This is a genomic window from [Zimmermannella] faecalis ATCC 13722, assembly GCF_000381765.1.
Classification (GTDB): domain Bacteria; phylum Actinomycetota; class Actinomycetes; order Actinomycetales; family Microbacteriaceae; genus Gulosibacter; species Gulosibacter faecalis.
The window spans coordinates 344797-365946 of the sequence record NZ_KB907074.1 but is presented as its reverse complement, the minus strand read 5'-3'; the positions used below and the strand labels follow the sequence as shown (position 1 = coordinate 365946).

Below are 21150 nucleotides of genomic sequence, written 5' to 3'. Positions count from 1 at the left end.
GTCGAATCCGCCCTGCCAAGTCAGGTCGTAAATGACATAATGTGCATTATCGGATATCAGCAGCGGGGCGCGCCGTCACAGCAGCCTCGCGGGATCGCGTAGTATTGACGTGTCGGCCATGCCGACGATTTTTACCGCAATCCGAGCTTTCGTCGACCCAGGGAGCACCGCAGTGAACTACGTCATCGCCTTCTTCAGCATTCTCGTATTCATTGCTGGACTCTGGTGCTACGGACTCGCGTTCCAGATGCCGAACGACACGCTCTCGATGCTCGTCTTTATCGGCGGTGTGCTGCTCAACGCCCTCGCGTTCTTCATTCCGTGGCAGATCGTCGGCCACAGCCGCAAGTAGCCACCACAGTCCTCGCTCATCGCGCCCTTGATTCCACAGAATCAGGGGCGCGTGCCAGTTCACCGCAATAGCGTCTCGAAGGAGTTCGCGTGTCGTACTCATCCGCCGTCGATATCTCACTGCGATTCACGGTGCCCGTCGAGCGGGTGTGGCAAGCAATCGTTGATGCCGATGAGTTTGCGAGCTGGTGGCCCTACGGCGGCCACATCGACGCGCACAAAGGCGGTTCGATTCACCTTAGCACACCCCGTCCAAAAAAGAAGCGTGATCGAACCCTCACCGGCAAAGTCCTCAAGTGCGACGAGCACGAACGGCTGGTGATCGCTGCCCACGCCGAGCCTCGAGACGTCGACACCCGCGTGACGCTGCTGTTTAGCCAGCTCAAGCACAAGTCGCGGCTCCGCCTCGTCGAGGAGGCAACCGATGACGCGCTCTCGGCAGTGATGGTCACTGAGATTCGCGACGGCTGGCGCGAGGTGCTCGCCGCACTCGATACACACCTGGCGAAATAGCGAGAGCGGGCCGAGGTGCTCCCCCGGCCCGCTCTGCCAACTCTCGAGGCGACCTACTCGACGCCGAAGCTCGACACGTCGCCGACCAGGCGCAGGTTGTCGCTCGGCACCGGCTCGACCGCGGCGGCGGCAACCTCGGCAGCGAACTCCGCGACATTGTACAGCTTGCCAGCCTCTTCGCGCCGGGCCGCGATGGCCCCGGGGTTAAGGCGGTTCAGCAGCGTCGCCGTGATCGTACCCTCAATCATGTCGCCCGACACGACGACGAAGTCGATTCCGTCCTCACTGAGGCTCGGCACGAGCTCGAGCAGCGCATCCTCGCCGGCCCGCTTCGACAGTGCCACCGGCTCGTACTCGGGCATCGTCGGGGTCGTGCGGATGAAGTGGGCCTGATGGCTCGTGACGAAAACGACGCGGGCGCCGGGCGCCATGAGGCGGCGCGCGGCCGTCAGCACCGAGACCTGCGCGTCGCGGTTCAGGCGGAGCGCGTAGTCCTCCCCCATGTTCGCTTCCATGCCGCCCGAGGCGTTGAGCACGAGGATGTCGAGCCCGCCGTAGGCCTCCTCGACCGTCGACATGAGGTCGGCGACGCTCGCGTCGTCGGTGAGGTCAGCCCCCACCGCGATCGCCGTACCACCCGCAGCGACGATCTCGTCGACGAGCTTGTCGGCACGAGCGGCCTTATTGCGGTAATTCACGACCACCTTCGCGCCGGCATCGGCAAAGTAGCGGATCGTGTCGGCTCCGACTCCGCGCGAGGAGCCGGTGACGAGCACGCGCTTGTCAGTGAGGGATCCGGGCGCGAGCGGATTCAGCGTTGAGTCAACCATGCAGGCGATTCTAGTCGGGTGACGTACTTCGCTCCGCCCGCCCCTCGCATCCTCGCCCATCGCGGACTCGCACTCGGCGTGCCCGAAAACACGATCGCCGCGTTCGAGGCCGCCCTCGCAACCGGCGTCACGCACCTTGAGACCGACGCGCACGCCACGAGCGACGGCACGGCCGTGCTCTGGCACGATGCCGACCTCACCAGATGGAACGGACAGCCTGCTCGTATCGATCAGTTGCGCTACACCGACCTGCAAGCGCTGCGGGTCGACGGGCATACGATCCGTTCGGTCGAGGAGACCCTCGCAACACTCCCCCACGCTCGCTTCAATATCGACGTGAAGTCGCCCGCTGCGGCCGGGTCGGTCGCCCGCGCCGTCCGGGAACTCGGCGCAGAAGACCGGGTGCTCCTCACCTCGTTTCAGGAGTCCACGACGCGGCAGCTGCGGATGCTCGTACCGGCCGCGGCGCAGGGCGCGAGCAGCCGACGCATCTCCGCCGCTGTCGCGGGAATGCAGCTTCGCTCGCCGGCGTTAATCTCAAGAGCGCTCGGACGCAGCGACGCCGTGCAGATTCCCCGGCGAGCGGCCGGACTCGACCTCGTCACGCCCGAGCGGCTCGAGTGGTGGCATCGGTACGTGCGCGAGGTGCACGTGTGGACCATCAATGACCCCGAGGAACAGCGCGAACTGCTCGAGCTCGGGGTCGACGGGGTCGTGACCGACCGATGCGACCTCGCGACGGGCGTCACCCAGGAATTCCTGGCACAATAGAACGTTGGTGTGTGCGCGCCCGCGGGCGCCGGCACCCCACGACGACCACGAAAGGAACCATGCAATGGCAGATCGCAGCCTGCGCGGAATGCGCCTCGGCGCACAGAGCCTGCAGAGTGACGAGGGCGTGGTGCTCGTCGACCACCAGCTTCGTACGTACCAGACCGAAGACGGCGAACGCTTCGTCGTGACCTTCGCCGCCGACGCCGAGGCGCCCGAGGTGTGGCCGTCGCCGAAGACGGGTGTCGAGGGCCGGCTCCTCGACACCGAGGGTGACATCGTGCCCTACGAGGCTCCCGAACAGAAGCCGCAGCGCACGCACTGGGACATGCTGCTCGAGCGTCGCACGGTCGAGGACCTCGAAGAGGTACTCCAGATCCGTCTCGATTACCTGCGCGAGCGCCGCGGCACGACCGCGCAGCGCCGCGAGCCCACTGCGGGCAAGTCGCAGAGCCCGGCGCCGGTGATCGAGATCGAGGGTCGCGCGAAGGCGCAGACCGCCGCCGAGAAGGCAGCCGCGGCGAAGGAAGCCAAGAAGAAGCCGGCCGCGAGCAAGAAGAAGAAGTAGCTCGCGCCTTCACACGCTTCGCGAACACGCGGGCGGACGGTTTAGCCGTTCGCCCGCGTTGCGTTTCCGCGGGACCCGCCGAACTGCAGCGCGCGGGACGTGCCGGGCAGCAGCGCGCGGGGCGCGCCGAGCAGCAGCGCGAGCCCGAGTCCCCCGAGCAGCACGTCGATTCCCTCGCCGAACGCGGTCGCGGGGGTGAGCCCCGAGGCGGGCTGTACTTCGACGACGAACGCCCCGGGCTCGTACCAGTCGAGTGCGGCGAGTTCGGTGCCGTCGGCCGCATAGGCGGCGCTCCATCCGACGGTGGATGCCTGCACGAGCGGCTTCCCGGCCTCGACGGCGCGCAGCCGCGCGGTCGCGAGCTGTTGCGCTGATTCGTCGCTTCGCCCGAAGTCGGCATTGTTCGTCGGAGCGAGCAGCACGCCCGCGTCGCCGCGCGCCGCATCCCGGGCAAGCGAGTCGTCGACGATGTCGTAGCAGATGAACACGCCGTAGCCCGTGCCGTTCACCTCGAGCACGTTTGGGAGCGTTCCCGGCGAATAGCCGCGCTGAATGAGCCCAATGAGGTCGGGGGCGAGCGCCATGAAGAAGTCGCGGTCGGGCACGTACTCGCCGAACGGGATCGGGTGCGCCTTGTCATATTGCTCGGTCACCCCGCCGGCGTCCCAGAGCAGCTGCGAGTTGAAGAACTCCGTCGCGGGGTCGTCATAGTCACCCGTGCGCGTGACGGTGTTCATGAGGATCGGGGCGCCCGCCTGCTCTTCGATGAGGTTCAGCAACTCCTCGGCGTCGTAGTTGTCGAGCGGGCTGACGTCGACCGATCCCTCCGGCCAGAGCACGAGGTCGAGGTCACCGGCATCCTCCAGCGCATCGAGCGTCGTCTGCGCGTGTGCGAGCAGTATTTCCCCGCGCTCCGCCGGGATGAAATAGCTCGCGCCCGGCGTATCCCCCTGCACCGCGAGGATGCGCACGGGCTCGCCGTGCGCCGTCGGCCACTGCGGCACGACGGCGAGCAGGCCCGCCGCGGCCGCCAGCCCCGTGATTCTCGCCCCGATCCGCCACCCATCAGAATTCTCGCCCCACCGGCGGCGACGTGCCACCACCTCAATCGCGAGGGCAACCCAGAGCACGATCGCGAACGTGAGCCCCGAGAACCCCACGAGCGAGACGAGCTCGATGAGTGGCGAGTTCGACTGCGATTGGGCAATTCGCCCCCACGCGAATCCCCCGTACGGGAGCACCGATGAGAGGGTCTCACGGAGCGTCCACAGCCCCGCGATCGCGAGCGGAAGCATCCCGTACCGACCCAGTCGCCCTGGTAGGCGGCCAAGGCGCCGATACGCGGCCGCGATCAGCATCCCGCCGACGAGCCACCACAGCCCCATGAGCGCCGACAGCGCAACCCAGGGCACGGGGCCGAGGAATAGCGACGTCCACTGCACGTGCAAGAGGTAGAAGACCAGGCCGCCAGCGAAACCGAGGCCGGCAGCCCTCCCCAGTCGCTGCCCGCGAAGGGCGATCAGGTGCAGGGCGATCCCGATGGGCGCGCACCACCACCAGGCTCGGTCGGGAAAGGCAAGGGCGAGCACGCCCGATCCGGCGAGTGTCGCGGCCATGGCTGCGGGGAGGTCGAGCGCCCGCGTCGACGCCTCGGCCAGGGGTGCGCGCCTCACGACTGGGTGCCCGAGTACGCGACGATGCCCCGGTGGATCAGTTGACGTGCCTGCTCAGCCGTGGTCGCCATCCGGCCGCCCGCGGCCTTGCCGATCTGGTCGAGCACGTCGAGCACCTGTCGAACCTGCCGCACAAAGTCACCGGCCGCGAGGTCGGTGCGCTCGAGCACACGATCGAGCGGCACGCCGCTTGCCCACCGGTACATGGCTGGCGCAAGCCCGGTCGACAGCTCGGTCGTGCGTGGCACGCCGTGCCGCTCCTCGAGCTCGTCAAGCTCGAGCCAGAGTTCCTGCATCCGTTCAAGCGCGGGCCGAAAGTTGCCCTTGGGCATGTGCCCCATGAGGGGATTCTCTTCCTCTCGACGCGGCTCGAACGTAAGGCAGCTCGCGATCGCAGCGAGCTGGGCGGGGTCGAGCTCCCGCCAAACTTCGCGCCGCAGGCATTCGGCGGTCAGCAGATCTCGCTCGCCATAGATGCGCTGGAGTGTGCTACCGTGCACGGTCACCTCGAGCTGGTCGCCGTCAGCTCCTCGCCGCAGGTAGTCGCGGTCGAGTAGCAGTTCGGTCAGGCGGTCGAAGGTGCGCGCAACGGCGCCCGTACGGCGCTCGATGTCGCGCACGAGCCGGTCGGTGTCGCGCTCGAGCCGCCAGTATCGCTCGGCCCAGCGGGCGTGATCCTCGCGCTCCCGGCATTCGTGGCACGGGTGCTGCTGCAGCTTTCGGCGGAGGGCCTCGAGCCGCTGCTTGCGCTCCTCGCGCGCGGCGTGACTCCCGGCATCGCCCGGGTGGATCTTCTGCTTCTCGACGTCGCTGAGCTGCCGCCGCAGGCCCGAATACTCGAGAAAGTCGCCACGTTCGCAGTGCATCGCCTCGAGGTATCCCGTGAGCGCCTCACGCTGCTGACGCACCATACGCGCGATGTCAATCACCGAGCGGTCGGCCTGGAACTGCGCAAACGACGACTCGAGCAGCTGTCGCGTGCGGTCCCGCCCAAAACGGTCGAGCAGGTTGACCGTCATGTTGTACGTCGGGCGGAACGACGAGTTGAGCGGATACGAACGGCGCGAGGCGAGCGCCGCGATCGCCTCCGGCTGCATCCCGTCACGCCAAAGCACGACGGCATGGCCCTCGTGGTCGATACCACGACGCCCCGCGCGGCCCGTGAGCTGGGTGTACTCCCCCGGCGTGATCGGCACCCGAGAGACGCCGTTGAACTTCTCGAGGCGGTCGAGCACGACGGTGCGGGCGGGCATATTGATGCCGAGTGCGAGCGTCTCGGTCGCGAACACGACCTTGAGGAGGCGCCGCTGGAACAGCTCTTCGACGATCTCCTTCCACGCTGGCAAGAGGCCGGCGTGGTGGGCCGCGATTCCCCGCTCGAGCGCGTCGCGCCACTTCCAGAACCCGAGCACCGCGAGGTCCTCGTCGAGCATCGTGCGGGTGCGCTCCTCGACAATCTCGCGAATCTCGTCGCGTTCGGCCCGCGTATTGAGGTTGATGCCCCATCCGGAAACCTGCCGCACCGCGTCGTCGCAGCCAGCGCGCGAGAAGATGAAGAAGATCGCGGGGAGCAGCTCGGCGTCGTCGAGCAAGTCGATGATGGCGCCGCGATCGATGCGCTGCACCCGCGGGCCCCGCCCGCGCCCCTTCGCCCCGCGACCGCCCCGCTCCCCCTGTGCGATGCTCACGAGCTCGGGGTTGACCTGGTCGGTGATGCGATCGTTCTTCGTGCGGAACAGGTCGAACACGCGCGACCCGACGAGCACGTGCTGATAGAGCGGCGTCGGTCGAATCTCCGAGACGATGACCTCCGTGTCGCCGCGCACGGCCTGCAGCCAGTCACCGAACTCCTCGGCATTCGAGACGGTCGCCGACAGCGAGATCAGCCGTACCTCGCTGGGCAGGTGAATAATCACCTCTTCCCACACGGCGCCACGGAACCGGTCGGCGAGGTAGTGCACCTCATCCATGACGACATACGCGAGATCGTCGAGCAGGTCGCTGCCCGCGTAGATCATGTTCCGGAGCACCTCGGTCGTCATGACGACGATGCGGGCGCGAGAGTTGATGTTGACGTCGCCCGTGAGTAGGCCGACCTCGCTCGCACCGTAGTCGGCGACCAGCTCCTGGAACTTCTGGTTCGAGAGGGCCTTGATCGGCGTCGTGTAGAAGATCTTCGCGTTCGGGTCGCGCATCGCAAGAAACACCGCGAACTCCGCCACGACGGTCTTGCCCGCGCCCGTGGGCGCGGCGACAAGTACCGAATTGCCCCGGTCGAGTGCCTCACACGCCGAGAGCTGGAACGCGTCGAGGTCAAAGCGCTGCAGGCTTCGGAAGAGCTCGACGTTCGGATGCGCGGCTCGCGCGACTGCGCGGGCATACCGCTCGGCGGGGCTCGAGGAGGTCATGCGTTCAGCGTAGCGGCCGCTTCCTTCTCGTCACGCTTGCGACGCCGACGGTCGTTCAAGACCGCGATACCGACGGCGAGGAAGTAGAGCACGATCATGGGCACCATGAGCAGGAACATGGAGAGCACGTCGGCCGCGGGCGTGGCGATAGCGCCGAAGAGAGCGCAGATGAGCACGGCGTAGCGCCATGCCTTGAGAATCGACATGCCCTCGAGGATGCCGGCGAAGTTCAACATCACGAGCAGCACCGGCACAACGAACGCAATGCCGACGGCGAGGCACAGCGTGAGCACGAACGAGTAGTACGTCTTCGCGTCGTACCAGATCGTGTCTTCGATCGGCACGAACGTCGCCATCATCTCGATGATTCGCGGCATGATGAAGATGCCGAGCACGTTACCACCGAGAAAGAGCGGGATCGCAGCCCCCAGAAAGCCGAGCACGTAGCGCCGCTCGCCCTTACGGAGCCCAGGCATCATGAACATCCACGCCTGATACAGCCAAACGGGCGACGCGATCACGACGCCGAGGGTCAGCGCCACCTGCAGCCGAAGGTCAAACGCCGTCGTGACATTGCCGAAGTTGATCGAGACCCCGCCGTCACGCTGTTCGTTGAGCACGTCGATGGGCCGACGAAGAACGTCAAAGGCGAAGTCGGTGAGCAGGAAACCGCCGATCATCGCCACGATGATGGCGAGCGCGCAAATGATGAAGCGGTTTCGGAACTCGATCAGGTGATCGGCAAGGCGCATCTTGCCCTGCGGATTTGACTTCGACGAGTATTTCTGCCGCTTCCGCCGCTGCTTTTGCGGAGCGGTCACGGCTTAGCGGGTGTTCGGCGTCGTGGAGTCGGTGTCGCCGGGCCGTGTCGCGGGGCCGTTGCTCGTGTCGGCCGGCGGGGTAGTCGGCGCCTGTGTCGACGACTGCGAGTTGGTGCTCGCGTCGTCGGCGACGTAGCCCTCCTTCGCCGCCTTGTCGTCGTCGTTCATGTTGCGCACTTCGCCACGGAAGATGCGCATCGACTCCCCGAGGCTTCGGGCAAGCTTCGGCAGGCGCGGCGCGCCGAACAGCAGCAGGATGATGAGCAGGAGGATGACGAAGTGCCATCCGGACAGGTTCGGCATGAGCTATCCCTTCGTGGGCGTGTTGAGGAGGTGTGCGTACTGCAGCGGGTCGGCGTGCGTGAGGGCGCGTCCGCGCGCCACTCGACGTTCACGACGTTCGGCAACGCGTTCGGCGCGCGCCTCCCGCTCGGCGCGGTGGTACGCGAGCGCAGTTTCGCGGTGTGGTCCGAGGATATGCGGCAGTGTTCGTTCGGCTGACGCCGCTTCACGTGCCGCGTCAACCTGCTCCGCGAGTTGCGCGGCCTGCGCCGAGACCTCGTCGAGGCGATCGAGCTCCGCGAACATGGCCTTCGCCTTGCGGTACAGCCATACGGCGCCGACGCCGAGCACGACAAGCAGCAGGGCGACGAGCCCCGCCCAGATCAGTACCCACGACCACCACGGCATAGTTCCTCAGTCTAGTCGGTCGGCCCCGTCGCGCTGACGAGCGAGCGCCCCTTCGAGCCAAGTCATGACGTGTTCGCGCACGGCGGTCGGCCCCTCCACAACGAACTCACCGGCGTGCTCGGCGGCGAGACGCGCGGCCACGCCGGCCGACCGCAGCTTCAGCCGTAGTCGAATCTTGCCGTCGGCGTCGGCGGCCGGCAGCGAACGTCCCGCGAGATACGGGCGTACGGCTGCAACGGCGCCCGGCCCGACAGCGACGTCGACTGGGATGAGTCCGCGCCCCGTCACCACGAGTCCGCGATCGCGGTCCGCGGCGCTGTGCGGTTCGGCGGGCGTCTCGAGCCGCTCAAGCTCGAGGATGCGGTCGGCACGGAACCAGCGCAGGTCGTGCCGCAGGTGACAGTACGCGTTGAGATACACGAAGCCATTGCGCGCCTCGAGCCGCAGCGGGTCGACCTCGCGCTCGACCGGTGCCTCCGACTGCTCGGCGCTGTACGTGATGCGCACCCGCTGGCGGGCAGTGATCGCCGCCCCGAGCGCGTCGACGCGCGCGTCGCCACGGTTCGCGGCCTCGGGGCCAGTCGCACCGCGAAGCTTGGCGTGCAGCGCGTCGATGCGTGCCGCATCCGCTACCCCCGCAGCCTCGCGGAGCACCTCGAGCCCCGTCAAGACGAGCGCGAGTTCGTTCGCATCGAAGTTACGTGCGACCGGACGCACCGGGTCGTGCGTGAGCTTCACCCACGGTTCGTCTTCGTCGAGGCCGTCGGCGTCGAAGTCGAACATCTGCGACGGGTCGACCTGGCCCGACGCATCCGTAATCTCGAGCGACCACACGTAGTCGATGAGTCCACGCATCCGCTCGGGCGACTCGGAGAAGCTCGAAGCGAGCTCCCCGAGGTCGAGTCCGTGCGGGTTTGCGCGGAGGACGTCGAGCAGGCTCGACACCATGAGCGCGTCCGCTGGCCGGTCGGTCATGCCTCGTCTCCTCCTGTCGCGCCGATGCCGCGATGCGATTCGAGCGCCAGCTCGAGCCGGTCGATGACCGCACGACGCGTCTCGGCCGGGGTGGTGACGGTCGCCTCATGGGCGAGCCCCGCGAGCTCGTCTGCGAGCAACCCGCTGTCCCAGTCGTGCACAACGAACTCGTTCTCGTCGGCCGGCTCACCGCCGCGGGCGCGCATCCTCGCCTCTGCCTCGCTGCCGGGCCGCACGCGCACCGTCACGCTCGTCTTGGCGGCGAGCTCGTCGAGATTCGCTTCGAAGTTCGGGTCGGGAGTATGGGCCGCATCGACGTCGCCGATCTCGCACACGGGCGACGAGATTCGATTGAGCAGATACGTGCGGTAGTCGTCACGCTCGAGATCCCACGCGTGCAGGAGCCACCGCCCCGAGCGCAGCACGAGCCGCAGCGGGTCGACTCGTCGCGTGAGTGGGGCGCGCTTGCCCGGGTTCACGTAGTCGAACTCGACGCGTCGGCCGTGCGAGAGCGCCGCACGCAAGTGCGCAAAGGCGGGATGCGTCGAGACGCTCGCGGTCGGCAGCGACGGCAACGCCGCCGCCCCCGCCTCCCCCGAGGGCAACAGCTTCAGGTAGCCGCGACGTGCGTTTTCCGCGAGGTCTGCGTCGAGCCACACGCGAGACGCGAGGTCGGCGAGGAGCGTCTCTGCCGCGTCGAGTTCGGCGACACCGACCGTTTGTCCGCTGTTCTCGAGCCGGAATCGCCACCGCGCCCGATCCTCCGGCGCCTCGGGGTCGGGCACCGTCGCGATGTTGAAGCCGCTCGCAACGAGCTCAGCGCGGTCGCGTTCGAGCCGCTTCTCGAGTGCGGAAGTTCGCCCATCGCGCAGATAGTCATCGCGGTACCCCGGCACAATCTCGAACAGGTCGTTGCTCGACAGCGGCCGCGTTGTCCGCATGAGTGCCAGCAGCAGCTGGTTTTGCCGGGCGTGTTGGGGCTTAAGCACGTCAGCCATGGTTACACGAGCGCGACGATATCGGCGACGAACACGAGGGTGCTCCCGCCCGGAATCGGGCCGTAGTCCTCGTCTCCGTATCCGAGGTCGGAGGGAAACACGGTGACGATGCGGGAACCGACCTGTGATCCGACGAGCGCGTCTCGGAACCCCGTGACGACCATCGAGGTCGGGAATGCCGGCGGCAGGCCCGCATCCCAGCTCGTGTCGAAGCGCGAGCCATCGGCGAGCAGGTAGCCCGAGTATTGGACGATCGCGGTATCACCGTCGGCAACCGTCTCGCCATCGCCCTGCAGGACGGTGATGGTCTGCTGCTCCGTCGGGTCGGCCGCATCGGTGTTGATCGTCACCTCCGGTTCACCGGCGGTCGCCGAGACGGTTGCATAGTCGAAGGTCTCCCCGGTTGGTTGGCCGTCGGCCGAGACGCCGGGTTCGACCTTTACGACGTCGGCGACCATCAGCACGGGGTCGCCCTGCGTCCCCTCCCCCGCGACGAGCTCGAACGGCACCGACGCGACGACGCGCGAGCCGTCAGCGATGCCGACGAACAGGGGTTTCACGAATGCGGGCAGCTCGGGATTCGAAAGCTGCGTTGCCGGCCCGAGCGAGGAGTACGCACTGAGCGCGTCGCCGTCTTCGGCGTAATAGCTGCCGACGATGACCACAACCGTGTCGTCTTCGGTGAGCGGCGCGCCTGCGCCCTCGACGACCACCTCGCGCTGGATGTCAGTCTCGTCGCCGGTCAACTCGGCCGGTTCGGCGATGGTCACCTCCGGCTCACGGCCGGGGTCGCCCGCAACTTCAACGCCGGTTAACCGGTCACCGCCGTAGACGACTTCGGCGGGCCCGGCCGTCGAATCGGTCGTGGTGGTGGAGGTGGATGCGCACCCGACGAGCGCGAGCAGCGCGAGCGTGCCGCACGCGAGGGCGCGGAGGGTGCGGTGTCCGGGCCGGACGCTCATTGTTCGGCCGGGGTCGAGCCGAGGATGTCGATGACGAGCACGATCGCGTCGCCGTTCCCGACCGGCATCGTGCCAGCCGCGGTGTTCGCCGCCACCGTCGCGGCGGGCACGACAATGACGCGCTGCGAGCCAACCTGCACGCCCTGGAGTTCGGCTGTCGCGCCGAAGAGCCCGTCGTTGTCGGCACCGATCTCAGTCTGGATCGGTGCCTTACCGCCCCACGAAGTAGCGATCTGCGTCGATGACGTCCATTCGAACGCCGAGAACTGGGCCGTGATCGTGTCGCCGGCCTTGAGCGCCGGGCCGTTCCCCGCGATCGTCGTCGCGCTCCGCACCTCGGTTGGCGCAGCCTCGTTCGGCATCGTCACCCCGGGAGTGCCGTCGGGGGCCGTCACGACCGCGGGAATACCGTTGTGCTGCGGGGCGATGCTCCCGGTGGCCGCCGAGTGATAGACCCGTTCAACATTGATCTCAACCGTCGCGGTTGCCGTGAGCTGCTCCTCGGTGAACTGGAACATGTCGCCCGAGAAGATCTGCTGCAGCTCCATCGTCGCGGTGATGTGTTCGCCGCTCGTTGCGCACTGCATCGCCTCTTCAACGCCCACCATGCCGGCGTCGCCGAGCGCGGCGGTATTCACCGGCAGCGGGTTGCCGTTCGCATCGGGGTTGATCGACGTCTCGGGGAACACCTCGGTGCCGTTCGCGAGGGTGACGCTGAACGTGAACTCGGCGATACCGCCGTCGTTGATGACTGGGCCGGTGCCGCTCCCGCCAGTGTGCTCCACCTGAACCGACTCGGCTGGCGTGCACGAGCTCACGAGCTCGCTCGAGGGCACCTGCGCGCAGGCTGCCAGCGCGACGGCGGGAATGATGAGGCTACCGGCGAGGCCGATACGGGCGAGGCGTCGTGGTGCAATCACGCGTGATCAAGTCCTTCTGTTTCGGTCGCATCCAGTATCTCCCCTTCTGACCGGCTCGCGTGCTGTGCGCCTCGCCGCGCCTCACGCCCGCGCTTTCGGAGCACCTTGTCGCTGACGTGCCGTTCCCCCACCGCGTCGGGCGTCCAGGCATCGGCGTCGCTCGGCGTCCAGGCTTCGCGGTCGGCGTCAGTGCCTGCCGTCTTCGAGGTCTGCCGCTTCAGCGGCAGGGTCGTGCCCGGCGCGAGTCGGCGCGCGGTGAGCAGGAATCCGGTGTGCGCCACCATGCGGTGGTCTGGCCTCACCGCGAGCCCCTCGACGTGCCATCCCCGCACCATCGTCTCGTCGGCGTCGGGCTCGGTGAAGCCACCATGTTCGCGAATTGCTTCGGCGACGCGCGAGAGCTGGGTCACCGTCGCGACGTAGCAAACCAGCACGCCGCCGGGCACGAGTGCCTCGGCAACGGTTGGCAGGCACTCCCACGGCGCGAGCATGTCGAGCACGACTCGGTCAACCGAACCGGGTTCGCACTCCCGTGGCAGGGCCTCTTGCAAGTCGCCAATAGCGATGCGCCAGTTTTTCGGCGGGCCACCGAAGACGCTCTCGACGTTCCCGCGCGCCACTTCGGCAAACTCCTCGCGGCGCTCGAAGCTGATCAGTTCCCCTTCGCCTGCGAGCATGCGCAGGAGCCAGAGCGAGAGGGCGCCCGACCCAACACCAGCCTCGACAACGCGCGTGCCGGGTCGAATGTCGGCCTTCGCAAGAATCATCGCCGAGTCCTTCGGATAGATGATCGCGGCGCCGCGCGGCATCGACATGATGACGTCGGTGAGCAGGGGTCGCAGCGCGAGGTACTCCATCCCGCCGGTCGACGTAACGACCGAGCCGTCGGGCAGCCCGATGATTTCGGCGTGCTCGATCGTGCCGTACTGCGAGTGCACGCGCCCGCCGTCGGTGAGCCAGGTGGTCGTGAGGCGCCCCTTCGGGTCGGTGAGTTGCACGCGCTCACCGGCGCGAAACGGGCCTGACGGCGGCGACTGAATCATTCGGTGGGGGCTCCTGCATCGGATACGTCGGTCGGGTTGGTCGGTTGTGCGCGGAACGCGGCGTACAGGTCGCGCAGATGTGCCCAGTCGAGGCCCCGCAGCGACTCGCGCAGCACATAGTCGGGGCTCGGCGGGATGCGCATGCCGTGCGGCACCGCGAGGGTCACGCAGCCTGCGGCCAGTGCGCCGCGAATCCCGTTCATCGAGTCTTCGATCACGAGGCAGTCGGCCGGGTCGACGCCGAGTCGCGCGGCCGCGAACAGGAAGGGTGCGGGATCCGGCTTCCCGGGGCGCACGTCGCTGCTCGTCACGGTGATCGTGAACTCGCCGCCATGGAGGTGATCGAGCACGACGTCGGCGAGGGGCCGACTCGAATTCGTGACGAGCGCAGTGGGCACTCGGTGCGCGTTGAGGTCGGCGAGGAGCTCGACCGCGCCCGGTCGCCAGGCCACACCGTCGGCCACGCTCTCACAAACGTCGTCGTAGACCTCATCGAGCATCACTTCGGGGTCAATCGTCATGCCGAGACGCTGGAACATCCCCACGGAGATCTCGGGAGACGCGCCGACGAGTTTGAGCTCTTGTTCGCGGGTGAGGGCGGGCAGTCCGTGGCGCGCGAGGAGCGCCGACTGCGCCCGAAGCCAGTGCGGCTCGGTGTCGGCGAGGGTGCCGTCCATATCCCAGAGAACGGCGACGGGTGCGCGGGCGGTCATAGGCATCAATCCTACCGATCGCGGGGGTCGAAGGTCGTAGGGTGGTGGGAACCCCCGATTCCGATGGAGAACCCGAGTGACGTCACAGCTTCCCCTGCCGAACTTCGATCGACCGAATGCGTTTGCTTCGGGGAACACGCTCGTCGTCGCATTGCAAGGGTGGAACGACGCCGGGGAATCGGCGAGCGCCGCGGTGAGCGAACTCCAGGATCAGCTCGACGTCGACCTGCTTGTCGAGCGTCTCGAAGACGAGGACTACTTCGACTACACGGTCGCCCGCCCGCGCGTGGAGCTCGGCGGCGACGGGCAGCGCGTCATCCGCTGGCCGGGCGCGACAATTGCCGGCCCGGTCCGCGGTGGCCGCATCTACACGCTGACCGGCGTTGAGCCGAACTTCCGCTGGCGCCGATACGCGAGCGAGGTCATCGCGGCCTGCGAGCGCGTCGATATTTCCAGCATTGTGCTCGTCGGAGCGCTGCTCGCCGACGCGCCCCACACCCGAGACATCCTCGTGTACCTCAGCAGTGATGATGAGGGGCCGCAGCGCGAACTCGATATCGAGGGGTCGACGTACGAGGGCCCGACTGGCGTGCTGTCGGCGATTGCCGAAGAGGCGCACCGCGCCGGCATTGAGGTCGTGTCGATGTGGGCGTCGGTGCCCCACTACGCGCAGTCGCCCGAACTGCCGAACCCGAAGGCCTCCCTCTCGCTCGTCAACGAACTCGCGAAACTCCTCAAGGTCGACATCAGCTCTGATCACCTCCGCGACGACGCGTCAGCCTGGGAGGAACGTGTCACCGAGGCGGTCGAGTCTGACGACGAGTTGCGCGGCTACGTCGAGTACCTCGAACAGACCCGCGATGTCGTCGACTCCGAGGCCGCGACGGGCGAGGCAATCGCCGCCGAGTTTGAACGGTTCCTTGCCGACGGAAACGAGCCGACCGCCCGTGGCGGCGGCAAGGCACAGCTCGGCGACCTCTCGTCGTCGGCGAAGGATGCGCCCGGTCGCGACGATTCGCGCGACGACGCCGCCGACGACGGCCCGAACTCCGATGACGAGCCGGACTCGAACGGCGAGCCCGACTCATCCGAGGATCGCTAGCCGCGCAGGTCGATTCCGAGCAGGGCGTCGACCGCGTCGACCACCGCTGCCTCGGGCTCCTCGGCTGCCGCCCATTCGTCAACGATTGCGATGACGCCGGTCGTGTCGAGATCGTTCGCGATGCGCTCGCGCATGCGGTCGGACACGACGTTGCCCGCCCCGGTTGCGCGCGCCGCGGCGGCGAGCCACGACTCGAGCCGGGCCTCGTTGTTGGCGAGGTCGGCGTCGGTCCATTCCCAGTCGCTGCGGTAGTGGTGGCAGAGCACCGCGAGGCGAACCGCCCGCGCGTCGTGGCCAGCAGCCGTGAGGTTCGACACAAGCACGAGGTTGCCGAGGGATTTCGACATTTTCGTGCCCTCGTAGGCCACGAGACCAGCGTGGGAGAAGTGCCGCGCGAAGGGCTTGCCGGTGATTGCGCTCGCGTGCGCTGCGGTCATCTCGTGATGCGGGAACCGAAGGTCGCGGCCGCCCGCCTGCACCGTCACCTGCGGCCCGAGCTCGCTCGTCGCGATGACGGCGCATTCGACGTGCCAGCCGGGACGGCCCCGGCCGACGCTCGCATCCCAGCTCGGCTCCCCCGGACGCTCCGCGCGCCACAGCAGCGGGTCGAACGGCGAGCGCTTACCGGGCCGCTCTGGGTCGCCGCCAAACTCCTCGAAGGCTTCCGCGAGCCGTGCCGGCGAGTAGTGGCTCGAGGCACCGAGCTGATACAGCCCCGTGTTCTGTGCCGCAGTGACGTCAAAGTAGACGTCGTCGCCTGCGGCCCCAAGGGTCGGCACGGTATAGCCGAACCCGTCGGCCACGAGCTGGTCGACGAACTCCGCGATCTCGGTGACGACGTCCTTGACGCGCACGTACGACTGCGGCGGAATCACGCGCAGCGCGGCCATATCGCCACGGAAAAGGTCAGTCTGCGACTCCGCGAGCTCTTCCCAAGCAACGCCGGTCTTCTCGGCGCGCTCGAGCAGCGGGTCGTCGACGTCGGTCACGTTCTGGGCATACTCAACCTCGACGCCAGACTGTCGAAGAGCACGGATGAGCGAGTCGAACGCGACATAGGTCGCGGCATGCCCGAGGTGCGTGGCGTCGTACGGCGTGATGCCACACACGTACAGCCGGACGCGACCGTCCGCATCCGCCTCGAGGGGACGAACATCGTCGGCCGCGGAGTCGAAAAGTCGAACCGGAACCGCTCGGCCCTCAAGCTCGGGAACTTCGGGGCGGGGCCAGGAGTCGATACGCTTCACCCCGACAGTCTAGCCTCGCGCCACTCGCTAGGCACTGCCCGCGAGCGGGCTGACAACACCGGTGATCAGCAGAATGATGAGCACGGTTCCGAGGGCAATGCGGTACAGCACGAACGGCATAAAGCTGCGCGTCTCGACCCACTTCATGAGGAACTTGATGACCGCCCAGCCGACGGCGAACGCAATCACGGTGGCGAGCAGCGTCGCGCCCCAGTTGAGCGGTGCACCCGTGGGGTTGTCCTCGGTGAGCGCACCGACGAGTTCGTACCCGCCCGAACCAAGCACGGCCGGAATCGCAAGCAGGAACGCGTAGCGCGCCGCCGACGGCCGGTCATAGCCCATGAGGCGCCCCGCCGTGATCGTGCCGCCCGACCGCGAGACGCCGGGGATGAGCGCGAGCGCCTGCGCGAAGCCGTAGATTAAGCCGTCTTTCCAGCCGAGGTGCTCGAGCGTTTTGACGCGGCGCGCGAGCACGTCGGCGAGGCCGAGAATGATGCCGAACACGATGAGCGAGATCGCAATAATCCACAGCGATCGGAACTGGGTGCGAATGAGGTCTTGCAGCAGCACACCGAGGAGGACGATCGGCACTGAGCCGATGATGATGAGCCACCCCATGCGAGCGTCGGGATCGTTGCGCGCGACCTTGCCGGTGAGCGACTGGAACCATCGCGTGATGATGCGAACGATGTCTTTCCAGAAGCAGACGACCACCGCGAGCTCGGTGCCGACCTGGATGATCGCGGTGAAGGTCGCGCCCGGGTCGTCCATGCCCATCGCGAGCCCGGCCACCCGAATGTGCGCGCTCGACGAGATCGGCAGGAACTCGGTCAGGCCCTGCACGATCGCGAGCACGATCGCCTCAAACCAGCCCATCGGCACTTCTCCTTCGGGGTCGAAAATCACTGGGGCCCGGTCATGCACCGTTCGGCCCAGGCGCCGATACTACGCGCCGCCAAGTCGAAATTGGCGGCGCTGCACCGTGCGCTAGTAGTTGCGCAGGAAGTGTTCGAGCACGTTCCGCCCGAACACGAGTGACTCCAGCGGCACGCGCTCGTCCACGCCGTGGAACATCGCGGGGAAGTTCAGCTCCGCGGGCAGTTGCAGGGGCGCGAATCCGTAGCCGTCGATGCCGAGGCGCGCGAGCGACTTATTGTCGGTGCCGGCCGGAAGGAGGTACGGAATGATCCGTGCGTCGGGGTCGAATGCGCGGAGCGATGCGAGGCTCGCGTCGACAAGCGCGCCCGTCGAGGGCGCCTGCGCCCCGATCGCCTGCCAGTCGACCTCGACCTCAATGCCGTCGCCGACGAGGCGCTGAATCTCGTCGAGCACGTCAGCTTCCTGGCCCGGGAGCGGGCGCACGTCGATCGCGACCGATGCGGTCTCGGGAATGACGTTGTGCTTGTACCCGCCGTCGAGCATCGTCGGATTCGCGGTTGTGCGAAGTGACGCTCGCAGCCAGGCGGCCGCGTCACCGCCGCGGAGCGCGAGTTCGTCGGGAGCGACCGACTCGAAGTCGGCGCCCGTGAGCGCGCTCAGCGCATGAATCATTTCGGTCGACGTCTCATTGAGTTGCACCGGCCAGTCGTGGTTCGTGAGCCGCACGATCGCGCGCGCAAGCTCGGTGACGGCGTTGTCTTCAGCCGGCACCACCTTCGATCCGTGCCCCGAGGGGCGTCGCGCCCGCAGGCGCAGCCAGATCATTGCCTTTTCCCCCGTCTGCAACAGGTACGCGCGGTGCCCGTCGACGTGCACCGAGTATCCGCCCACCTCACTGATCGCCTCGGTCGCTCCCGCGAACAGTTCGGGACGGTGGTCGACGGCCCAGTGCGCACCGAGCTTGCCACCGTCTTCTTCGTCGGCGAAGAACGCGACGATCAGCTCGCGCTCGGGCAGGTCCCCCGAGGCGATGATGCGTTCGAGCGCCGTCACGATCATCGCGTCCATGTTCTTCATGTCGACGGCGCCGCGACCCCAGATCATGCCGTCGCGCACCTCGGCGGCGAACGGGTCGACGCTCCAGTGGGTCGCGTCAGCGGGGACGACATCGGTGTGCCCGTGCACGACGAGCGCGGGCTTGTTTGGGTTCCGGCCGGGGATGCGTGCGACGACGCTCGCACGGTTGGGCTCGGACTCGAAGATCACTGGCTCACTGCCGAGGTCTCGAAGCTTGGCAGCGAGGTACTCCGTCGCCTCCCGCTCCCCCGAGCTCTTGCCGTTGCCCCAGTTCTGCGTGTCAATGCGAATGAGGTCGCGCGTCATGGCGACGGTGGGGTCGGATTCAAGCGGATGCGGAGCAGTCATACCCACCACCCTAGGCTCGGCGTACCTCGATTTGCGCCGACCCGAAACACCCGTTAAAGTTGTCCTTCGTGCCCACGAGCACGAAACACCCTGCGCGGGTGGCGGAATAGGTAGACGCGCTAGCTTGAGGTGCTAGTGACCGTATTAGGTCGTGGGGGTTCAAGTCCCCCCTCGCGCACAGAATGAAAACAGCCCCTCATCTGGGATTCAATCCCAGATGAGGGGCTCCTTCATTTCGAAGGTCATGACAAGCCCGACCCTCGCGAACTGACGGCAATTCGCGGCATTTTCATTGGAAACGCCGCGAATTTCCGTCAGTTCGCGAAGGTTTCGGAGCGCCCGAATTCATCAGGTCTGCATCGGGTGCGGAGCGGTGCCATTGCAGACCGTTCGCGTCCCGAACTGCCGAACAACAGGTCGCGCCCTGCTTCGAACGAACTACGATTGGCAGGTCACCGACGAAGCAGGCGCACGGTGCCTCCCACTGACACACGCACCGAGCCGCTCGTCGACCCCTGATGGAAGGCAGTGATCAACTATGCACGATGATCGGTTCCGCGGTTCGGAGGACGCCCTCAAGGCGTTCATCGAGATCTTGGGGAAGCCGCATGTGCTCACCTCCGCTCGCGCGACGGGCCCGTACGCACGCGGCAACCGGTTTGGGTCAGGGCGCGTGCTCGCGGTGCTCCGCCCCGGCAGTCTTATCGACATGTGGCGGTCATTGCAGGTCGCGGTGGATCACGACCTCATCGTCATCACGCAGGCCGCGAACACGGGCCTCACCGGCGGTTCGGGCCCCGGCGACCAGGATTACGACCGCGAAGTCGTGATCATCTCGACGACGCGCATCGACCAAATCCATCTCATCAACGACGCCCACGAAGCGGTCTGCCTGGCCGGATCACGACTCCACGAACTCGAGGACGCGCTCGCGCCCCACGGCCGCGAACCGCACTCCGTGATCGGTTCGACCTCGATCGGGGCGTCCGTCATCGGTGGCATCGCGAACAACTCCGGCGGCAGCCAGGTTCGCAAGGGCCCGGCCTTCACTCAGCACGCGATCTACGCTCGCGTGAACAGCGAGAACCAGGTCGAGCTCGTCAACCACCTCGGCATCGAGCTCGGCGACGACCCCGCGCAGATACTCGACCGGCTGCAGCGCGGCGACTGGGACGCCGCGAGCGTCACGCCTCCCCCGGCCGATTCGCGGGAAACCGAGTACGGCGATCACGTCCGCGAGATCGCGCCAACCCCCGCCCGCTATAACGCCGACCCGAAGTTCCTGTTTGAGGCATCTGGCTGCGCGGGCAAGATCATGGTGTTCGCGGTGCGCACCCCGACGTTCCCGAAGGATGCGCACACGACGACCTTCTACATCGGTACGAACGATCCCCGCGAACTCGAAGACCTGCGCCGTCGCGTGCTCAGCGCCGACGGGCAGCTGCCGATCTCGGGCGAGTATCTCGACCGGGCCACGTTCGATCTCGCGGCGAAGTACGGAAAGGACACGTTCGTTTCCCTGAAGTACGCGGGCAGCCGCCAGCTGCGACGCATGTTCGCGCTGAAGACCTGGGCGAACGGCGTGTTCGCGAAGCTCCCGTTCTTTGGGCAGACCTTTGCCGACACGATCTCGCAGGCCGCCTTCGGCATGCTCCCCCAGCAGCTGCCGAAGCGTCTGCTCGAGTACCGCGACCGGTTCGAACACCACCTGATCATGGAGGTCAGCGACTTCCAGCGCAACGAGTTCGAGGCGCTGCTCACCGAGTTCTTCGCCGAGCCAGAGCGCGGCGGCGCGTTCCTCACCTGCACCGATGACGAGGCGCAGAGCGCGATGCTGCAGCGATTCGGCGCGGCGAGCGCAATCGCCCGCTACTTCAACCTCAACCGCGAGAAGGTCAGCGGCATGGTCACTTTCGACGTCGCCCTGCGCCGCGACGATGAGGACTGGCTCGAGGTGCTCCCGCAAGAGATCGCCGACCAGCTCGAGGTGAGCGCGTACTACGGCCACTTCTTCTGCCACGTACTCCACCAGAACCACGTCGCGAAGAAGGGCGTCGACACGGTCGAGCTGAAGCGGCGGATGACGGAGCTACTCACCGAACGCGGCGCGGCGATTCCCGCCGAGCACAACTTCGGCCGCCTGTACGACGTTCCGGCCGAGCTCGAGGAGCACTACAAGGAGCTCGACCCGTGCAACGTCTTCAACGCCGGGGTCGGCAACACCTCACCGCACAAGAACTGGGCGTGACCGTCTTCACCCG

General features: G+C 67.2%; 20 protein-coding genes, 1 tRNA gene and 1 pseudogene. 7 read left to right on the top strand and 15 right to left on the bottom strand.

Annotation, left to right across the window (positions count from 1 at the left end):
- The first annotated feature begins 172 nt into the window (after positions 1-172).
- Both G328_RS15600 and G328_RS0101710 read left to right on the top strand, forming a co-directional pair.
- A complete protein-coding gene (locus G328_RS15600) occupies positions 173-352 on the top strand; it encodes a hypothetical protein (protein WP_019617617.1) in 180 nt (59 codons plus the stop codon).
- A gap of 89 nt (positions 353-441) precedes the next feature.
- Positions 442-864 (top strand): SRPBCC family protein, encoded by a 423-nt coding sequence (locus G328_RS0101710; protein ID WP_019617616.1) that lies wholly within the window; start codon positions 442-444, stop codon positions 862-864.
- Between the two features lie 53 nt (positions 865-917).
- Here the strand turns inward: G328_RS0101710 and G328_RS0101705 are convergent, their stop codons facing one another.
- The gene (locus G328_RS0101705; protein ID WP_019617615.1) at positions 918-1694 is read right to left on the bottom strand and encodes an SDR family oxidoreductase; all 777 of its coding nucleotides are present in this window, start codon (positions 1692-1694) and stop codon (positions 918-920) included.
- Between the two features lie 18 nt (positions 1695-1712).
- On the opposite strand from G328_RS0101705, the gene G328_RS0101700 reads away from it, so the two are divergent.
- A complete protein-coding gene (locus G328_RS0101700) occupies positions 1713-2465 on the top strand; it encodes a glycerophosphodiester phosphodiesterase family protein (protein ID WP_019617614.1) in 753 nt (250 codons plus the stop codon).
- Positions 2466-2529: 64 nt separating this feature from the next.
- A pseudogene (locus G328_RS13730) lies at positions 2530-2874 on the top strand (RNA polymerase-binding protein RbpA); the annotation flags it as partial.
- Positions 2875-3074: 200 nt separating this feature from the next.
- On the opposite strand, the gene lnt reads toward G328_RS13730, so the two are convergent.
- The 11 genes from lnt to G328_RS13715 are packed head-to-tail and all read right to left on the bottom strand — an operon-like array spanning position 3075 to position 14236.
- Positions 3075-4706: an apolipoprotein N-acyltransferase gene (lnt, locus tag G328_RS13725; protein WP_154651495.1), complete on the bottom strand. Its 1632-nt coding sequence runs from the start codon at positions 4704-4706 to the stop codon at positions 3075-3077.
- Positions 4703-7114, bottom strand: coding sequence for a DEAD/DEAH box helicase (locus tag G328_RS0101685; protein ID WP_019617611.1), 2412 nt, complete (start codon positions 7112-7114; stop codon positions 4703-4705). Before G328_RS0101685 ends, lnt begins: the two co-directional genes overlap by 4 nt.
- Positions 7111-7935, bottom strand: a complete 825-nt coding sequence (tatC, locus tag G328_RS0101680; protein WP_026339580.1) for a twin-arginine translocase subunit TatC — start codon at positions 7933-7935, stop codon at positions 7111-7113. Before tatC ends, G328_RS0101685 begins: the two co-directional genes overlap by 4 nt.
- Before the next feature lie 3 nt (positions 7936-7938).
- Positions 7939-8238, bottom strand: a complete 300-nt coding sequence (gene tatA / locus G328_RS0101675; protein ID WP_019617609.1) for a Sec-independent protein translocase subunit TatA — start codon at positions 8236-8238, stop codon at positions 7939-7941.
- 3 nt (positions 8239-8241) lie between these two features.
- Positions 8242-8625, bottom strand: a complete 384-nt coding sequence (locus G328_RS0101670; RefSeq protein WP_019617608.1) for a hypothetical protein — start codon at positions 8623-8625, stop codon at positions 8242-8244.
- A gap of 6 nt (positions 8626-8631) precedes the next feature.
- Positions 8632-9600 (bottom strand): helix-turn-helix transcriptional regulator, encoded by a 969-nt coding sequence (locus tag G328_RS0101665; protein WP_019617607.1) that lies wholly within the window; start codon positions 9598-9600, stop codon positions 8632-8634.
- Positions 9597-10589, bottom strand: coding sequence for a helix-turn-helix transcriptional regulator (locus tag G328_RS0101660; RefSeq protein WP_154651494.1), 993 nt, complete (start codon positions 10587-10589; stop codon positions 9597-9599). The genes G328_RS0101665 and G328_RS0101660 overlap by 4 nt, the downstream gene beginning before the upstream one ends.
- A gap of 11 nt (positions 10590-10600) precedes the next feature.
- Positions 10601-11560: an FKBP-type peptidyl-prolyl cis-trans isomerase gene (locus G328_RS13720; protein WP_019617605.1), complete on the bottom strand. Its 960-nt coding sequence runs from the start codon at positions 11558-11560 to the stop codon at positions 10601-10603.
- The gene (locus G328_RS0101650) at positions 11557-12480 is read right to left on the bottom strand and encodes an FKBP-type peptidyl-prolyl cis-trans isomerase (RefSeq protein ID WP_019617604.1); all 924 of its coding nucleotides are present in this window, start codon (positions 12478-12480) and stop codon (positions 11557-11559) included. Before G328_RS0101650 ends, G328_RS13720 begins: the two co-directional genes overlap by 4 nt.
- Entirely contained in the window at positions 12477-13523 is a 1047-nt protein-coding gene (locus G328_RS0101645; RefSeq protein ID WP_019617603.1) for a tRNA (adenine-N1)-methyltransferase, read from the bottom strand. Before G328_RS0101645 ends, G328_RS0101650 begins: the two co-directional genes overlap by 4 nt.
- Positions 13520-14236, bottom strand: a complete 717-nt coding sequence (locus G328_RS13715; protein WP_019617602.1) for an HAD family hydrolase — start codon at positions 14234-14236, stop codon at positions 13520-13522. Before G328_RS13715 ends, G328_RS0101645 begins: the two co-directional genes overlap by 4 nt.
- Positions 14237-14312: 76 nt before the next feature.
- Here G328_RS13715 and G328_RS13710 point away from each other — a divergent pair, with 76 nt between their 5' ends.
- Positions 14313-15338 (top strand): proteasome assembly chaperone family protein, encoded by a 1026-nt coding sequence (locus G328_RS13710; RefSeq protein WP_019617601.1) that lies wholly within the window; start codon positions 14313-14315, stop codon positions 15336-15338.
- On the opposite strand, the gene mshC is transcribed toward G328_RS13710, so the two are convergent.
- The 3 genes from mshC to G328_RS0101620 form a co-directional block, all read right to left on the bottom strand.
- The gene (gene mshC / locus G328_RS0101630; RefSeq protein WP_026339579.1) at positions 15335-16576 is read right to left on the bottom strand and encodes a cysteine--1-D-myo-inosityl 2-amino-2-deoxy-alpha-D-glucopyranoside ligase; all 1242 of its coding nucleotides are present in this window, start codon (positions 16574-16576) and stop codon (positions 15335-15337) included. The two genes, G328_RS13710 and mshC, sit on opposite strands and share 4 nt — an antisense overlap.
- A gap of 36 nt (positions 16577-16612) precedes the next feature.
- The gene (locus G328_RS0101625) at positions 16613-17461 is read right to left on the bottom strand and encodes an undecaprenyl-diphosphate phosphatase (protein WP_019617599.1); all 849 of its coding nucleotides are present in this window, start codon (positions 17459-17461) and stop codon (positions 16613-16615) included.
- 111 nt (positions 17462-17572) lie between these two features.
- The gene (locus G328_RS0101620) at positions 17573-18889 is read right to left on the bottom strand and encodes a M20/M25/M40 family metallo-hydrolase (protein WP_026339578.1); all 1317 of its coding nucleotides are present in this window, start codon (positions 18887-18889) and stop codon (positions 17573-17575) included.
- A gap of 92 nt (positions 18890-18981) precedes the next feature.
- Here G328_RS0101620 and G328_RS0101615 point away from each other — a divergent pair.
- Positions 18982-19067 (top strand) — tRNA-Leu (locus tag G328_RS0101615).
- A 360-nt stretch (positions 19068-19427) separates the two neighbouring features.
- Positions 19428-21137 (top strand): D-lactate dehydrogenase, encoded by a 1710-nt coding sequence (dld, locus tag G328_RS0101610; RefSeq protein WP_019617597.1) that lies wholly within the window; start codon positions 19428-19430, stop codon positions 21135-21137.
- Positions 21138-21150 lie beyond the last annotated feature (13 nt).

Coding starts and splice junctions, on each gene's coding strand:
- G328_RS0101705 (WP_019617615.1), bottom strand. CDS start 1,694: ATGGTTGACTCAACGCTGAATCCGCTCGCGCCCGGATCCCTCACTGAC.
- G328_RS0101685 (WP_019617611.1), bottom strand. CDS start 7,114: ATGACCTCCTCGAGCCCCGCCGAGCGGTATGCCCGCGCAGTCGCGCGA.
- tatA (WP_019617609.1), bottom strand. CDS start 8,238: ATGCCGAACCTGTCCGGATGGCACTTCGTCATCCTCCTGCTCATCATC.
- G328_RS0101670 (WP_019617608.1), bottom strand. CDS start 8,625: ATGCCGTGGTGGTCGTGGGTACTGATCTGGGCGGGGCTCGTCGCCCTG.
- G328_RS0101665 (WP_019617607.1), bottom strand. CDS start 9,600: ATGACCGACCGGCCAGCGGACGCGCTCATGGTGTCGAGCCTGCTCGAC.
- G328_RS13720 (WP_019617605.1), bottom strand. CDS start 11,560: ATGAGCGTCCGGCCCGGACACCGCACCCTCCGCGCCCTCGCGTGCGGC.
- G328_RS0101645 (WP_019617603.1), bottom strand. CDS start 13,523: ATGATTCAGTCGCCGCCGTCAGGCCCGTTTCGCGCCGGTGAGCGCGTG.
- G328_RS13715 (WP_019617602.1), bottom strand. CDS start 14,236: ATGACCGCCCGCGCACCCGTCGCCGTTCTCTGGGATATGGACGGCACC.
- G328_RS0101625 (WP_019617599.1), bottom strand. CDS start 17,461: ATGGGCTGGTTTGAGGCGATCGTGCTCGCGATCGTGCAGGGCCTGACC.
- G328_RS0101620 (WP_026339578.1), bottom strand. CDS start 18,889: ATGACTGCTCCGCATCCGCTTGAATCCGACCCCACCGTCGCCATGACG.
- dld (WP_019617597.1), top strand. CDS start 19,428: ATGCACGATGATCGGTTCCGCGGTTCGGAGGACGCCCTCAAGGCGTTC.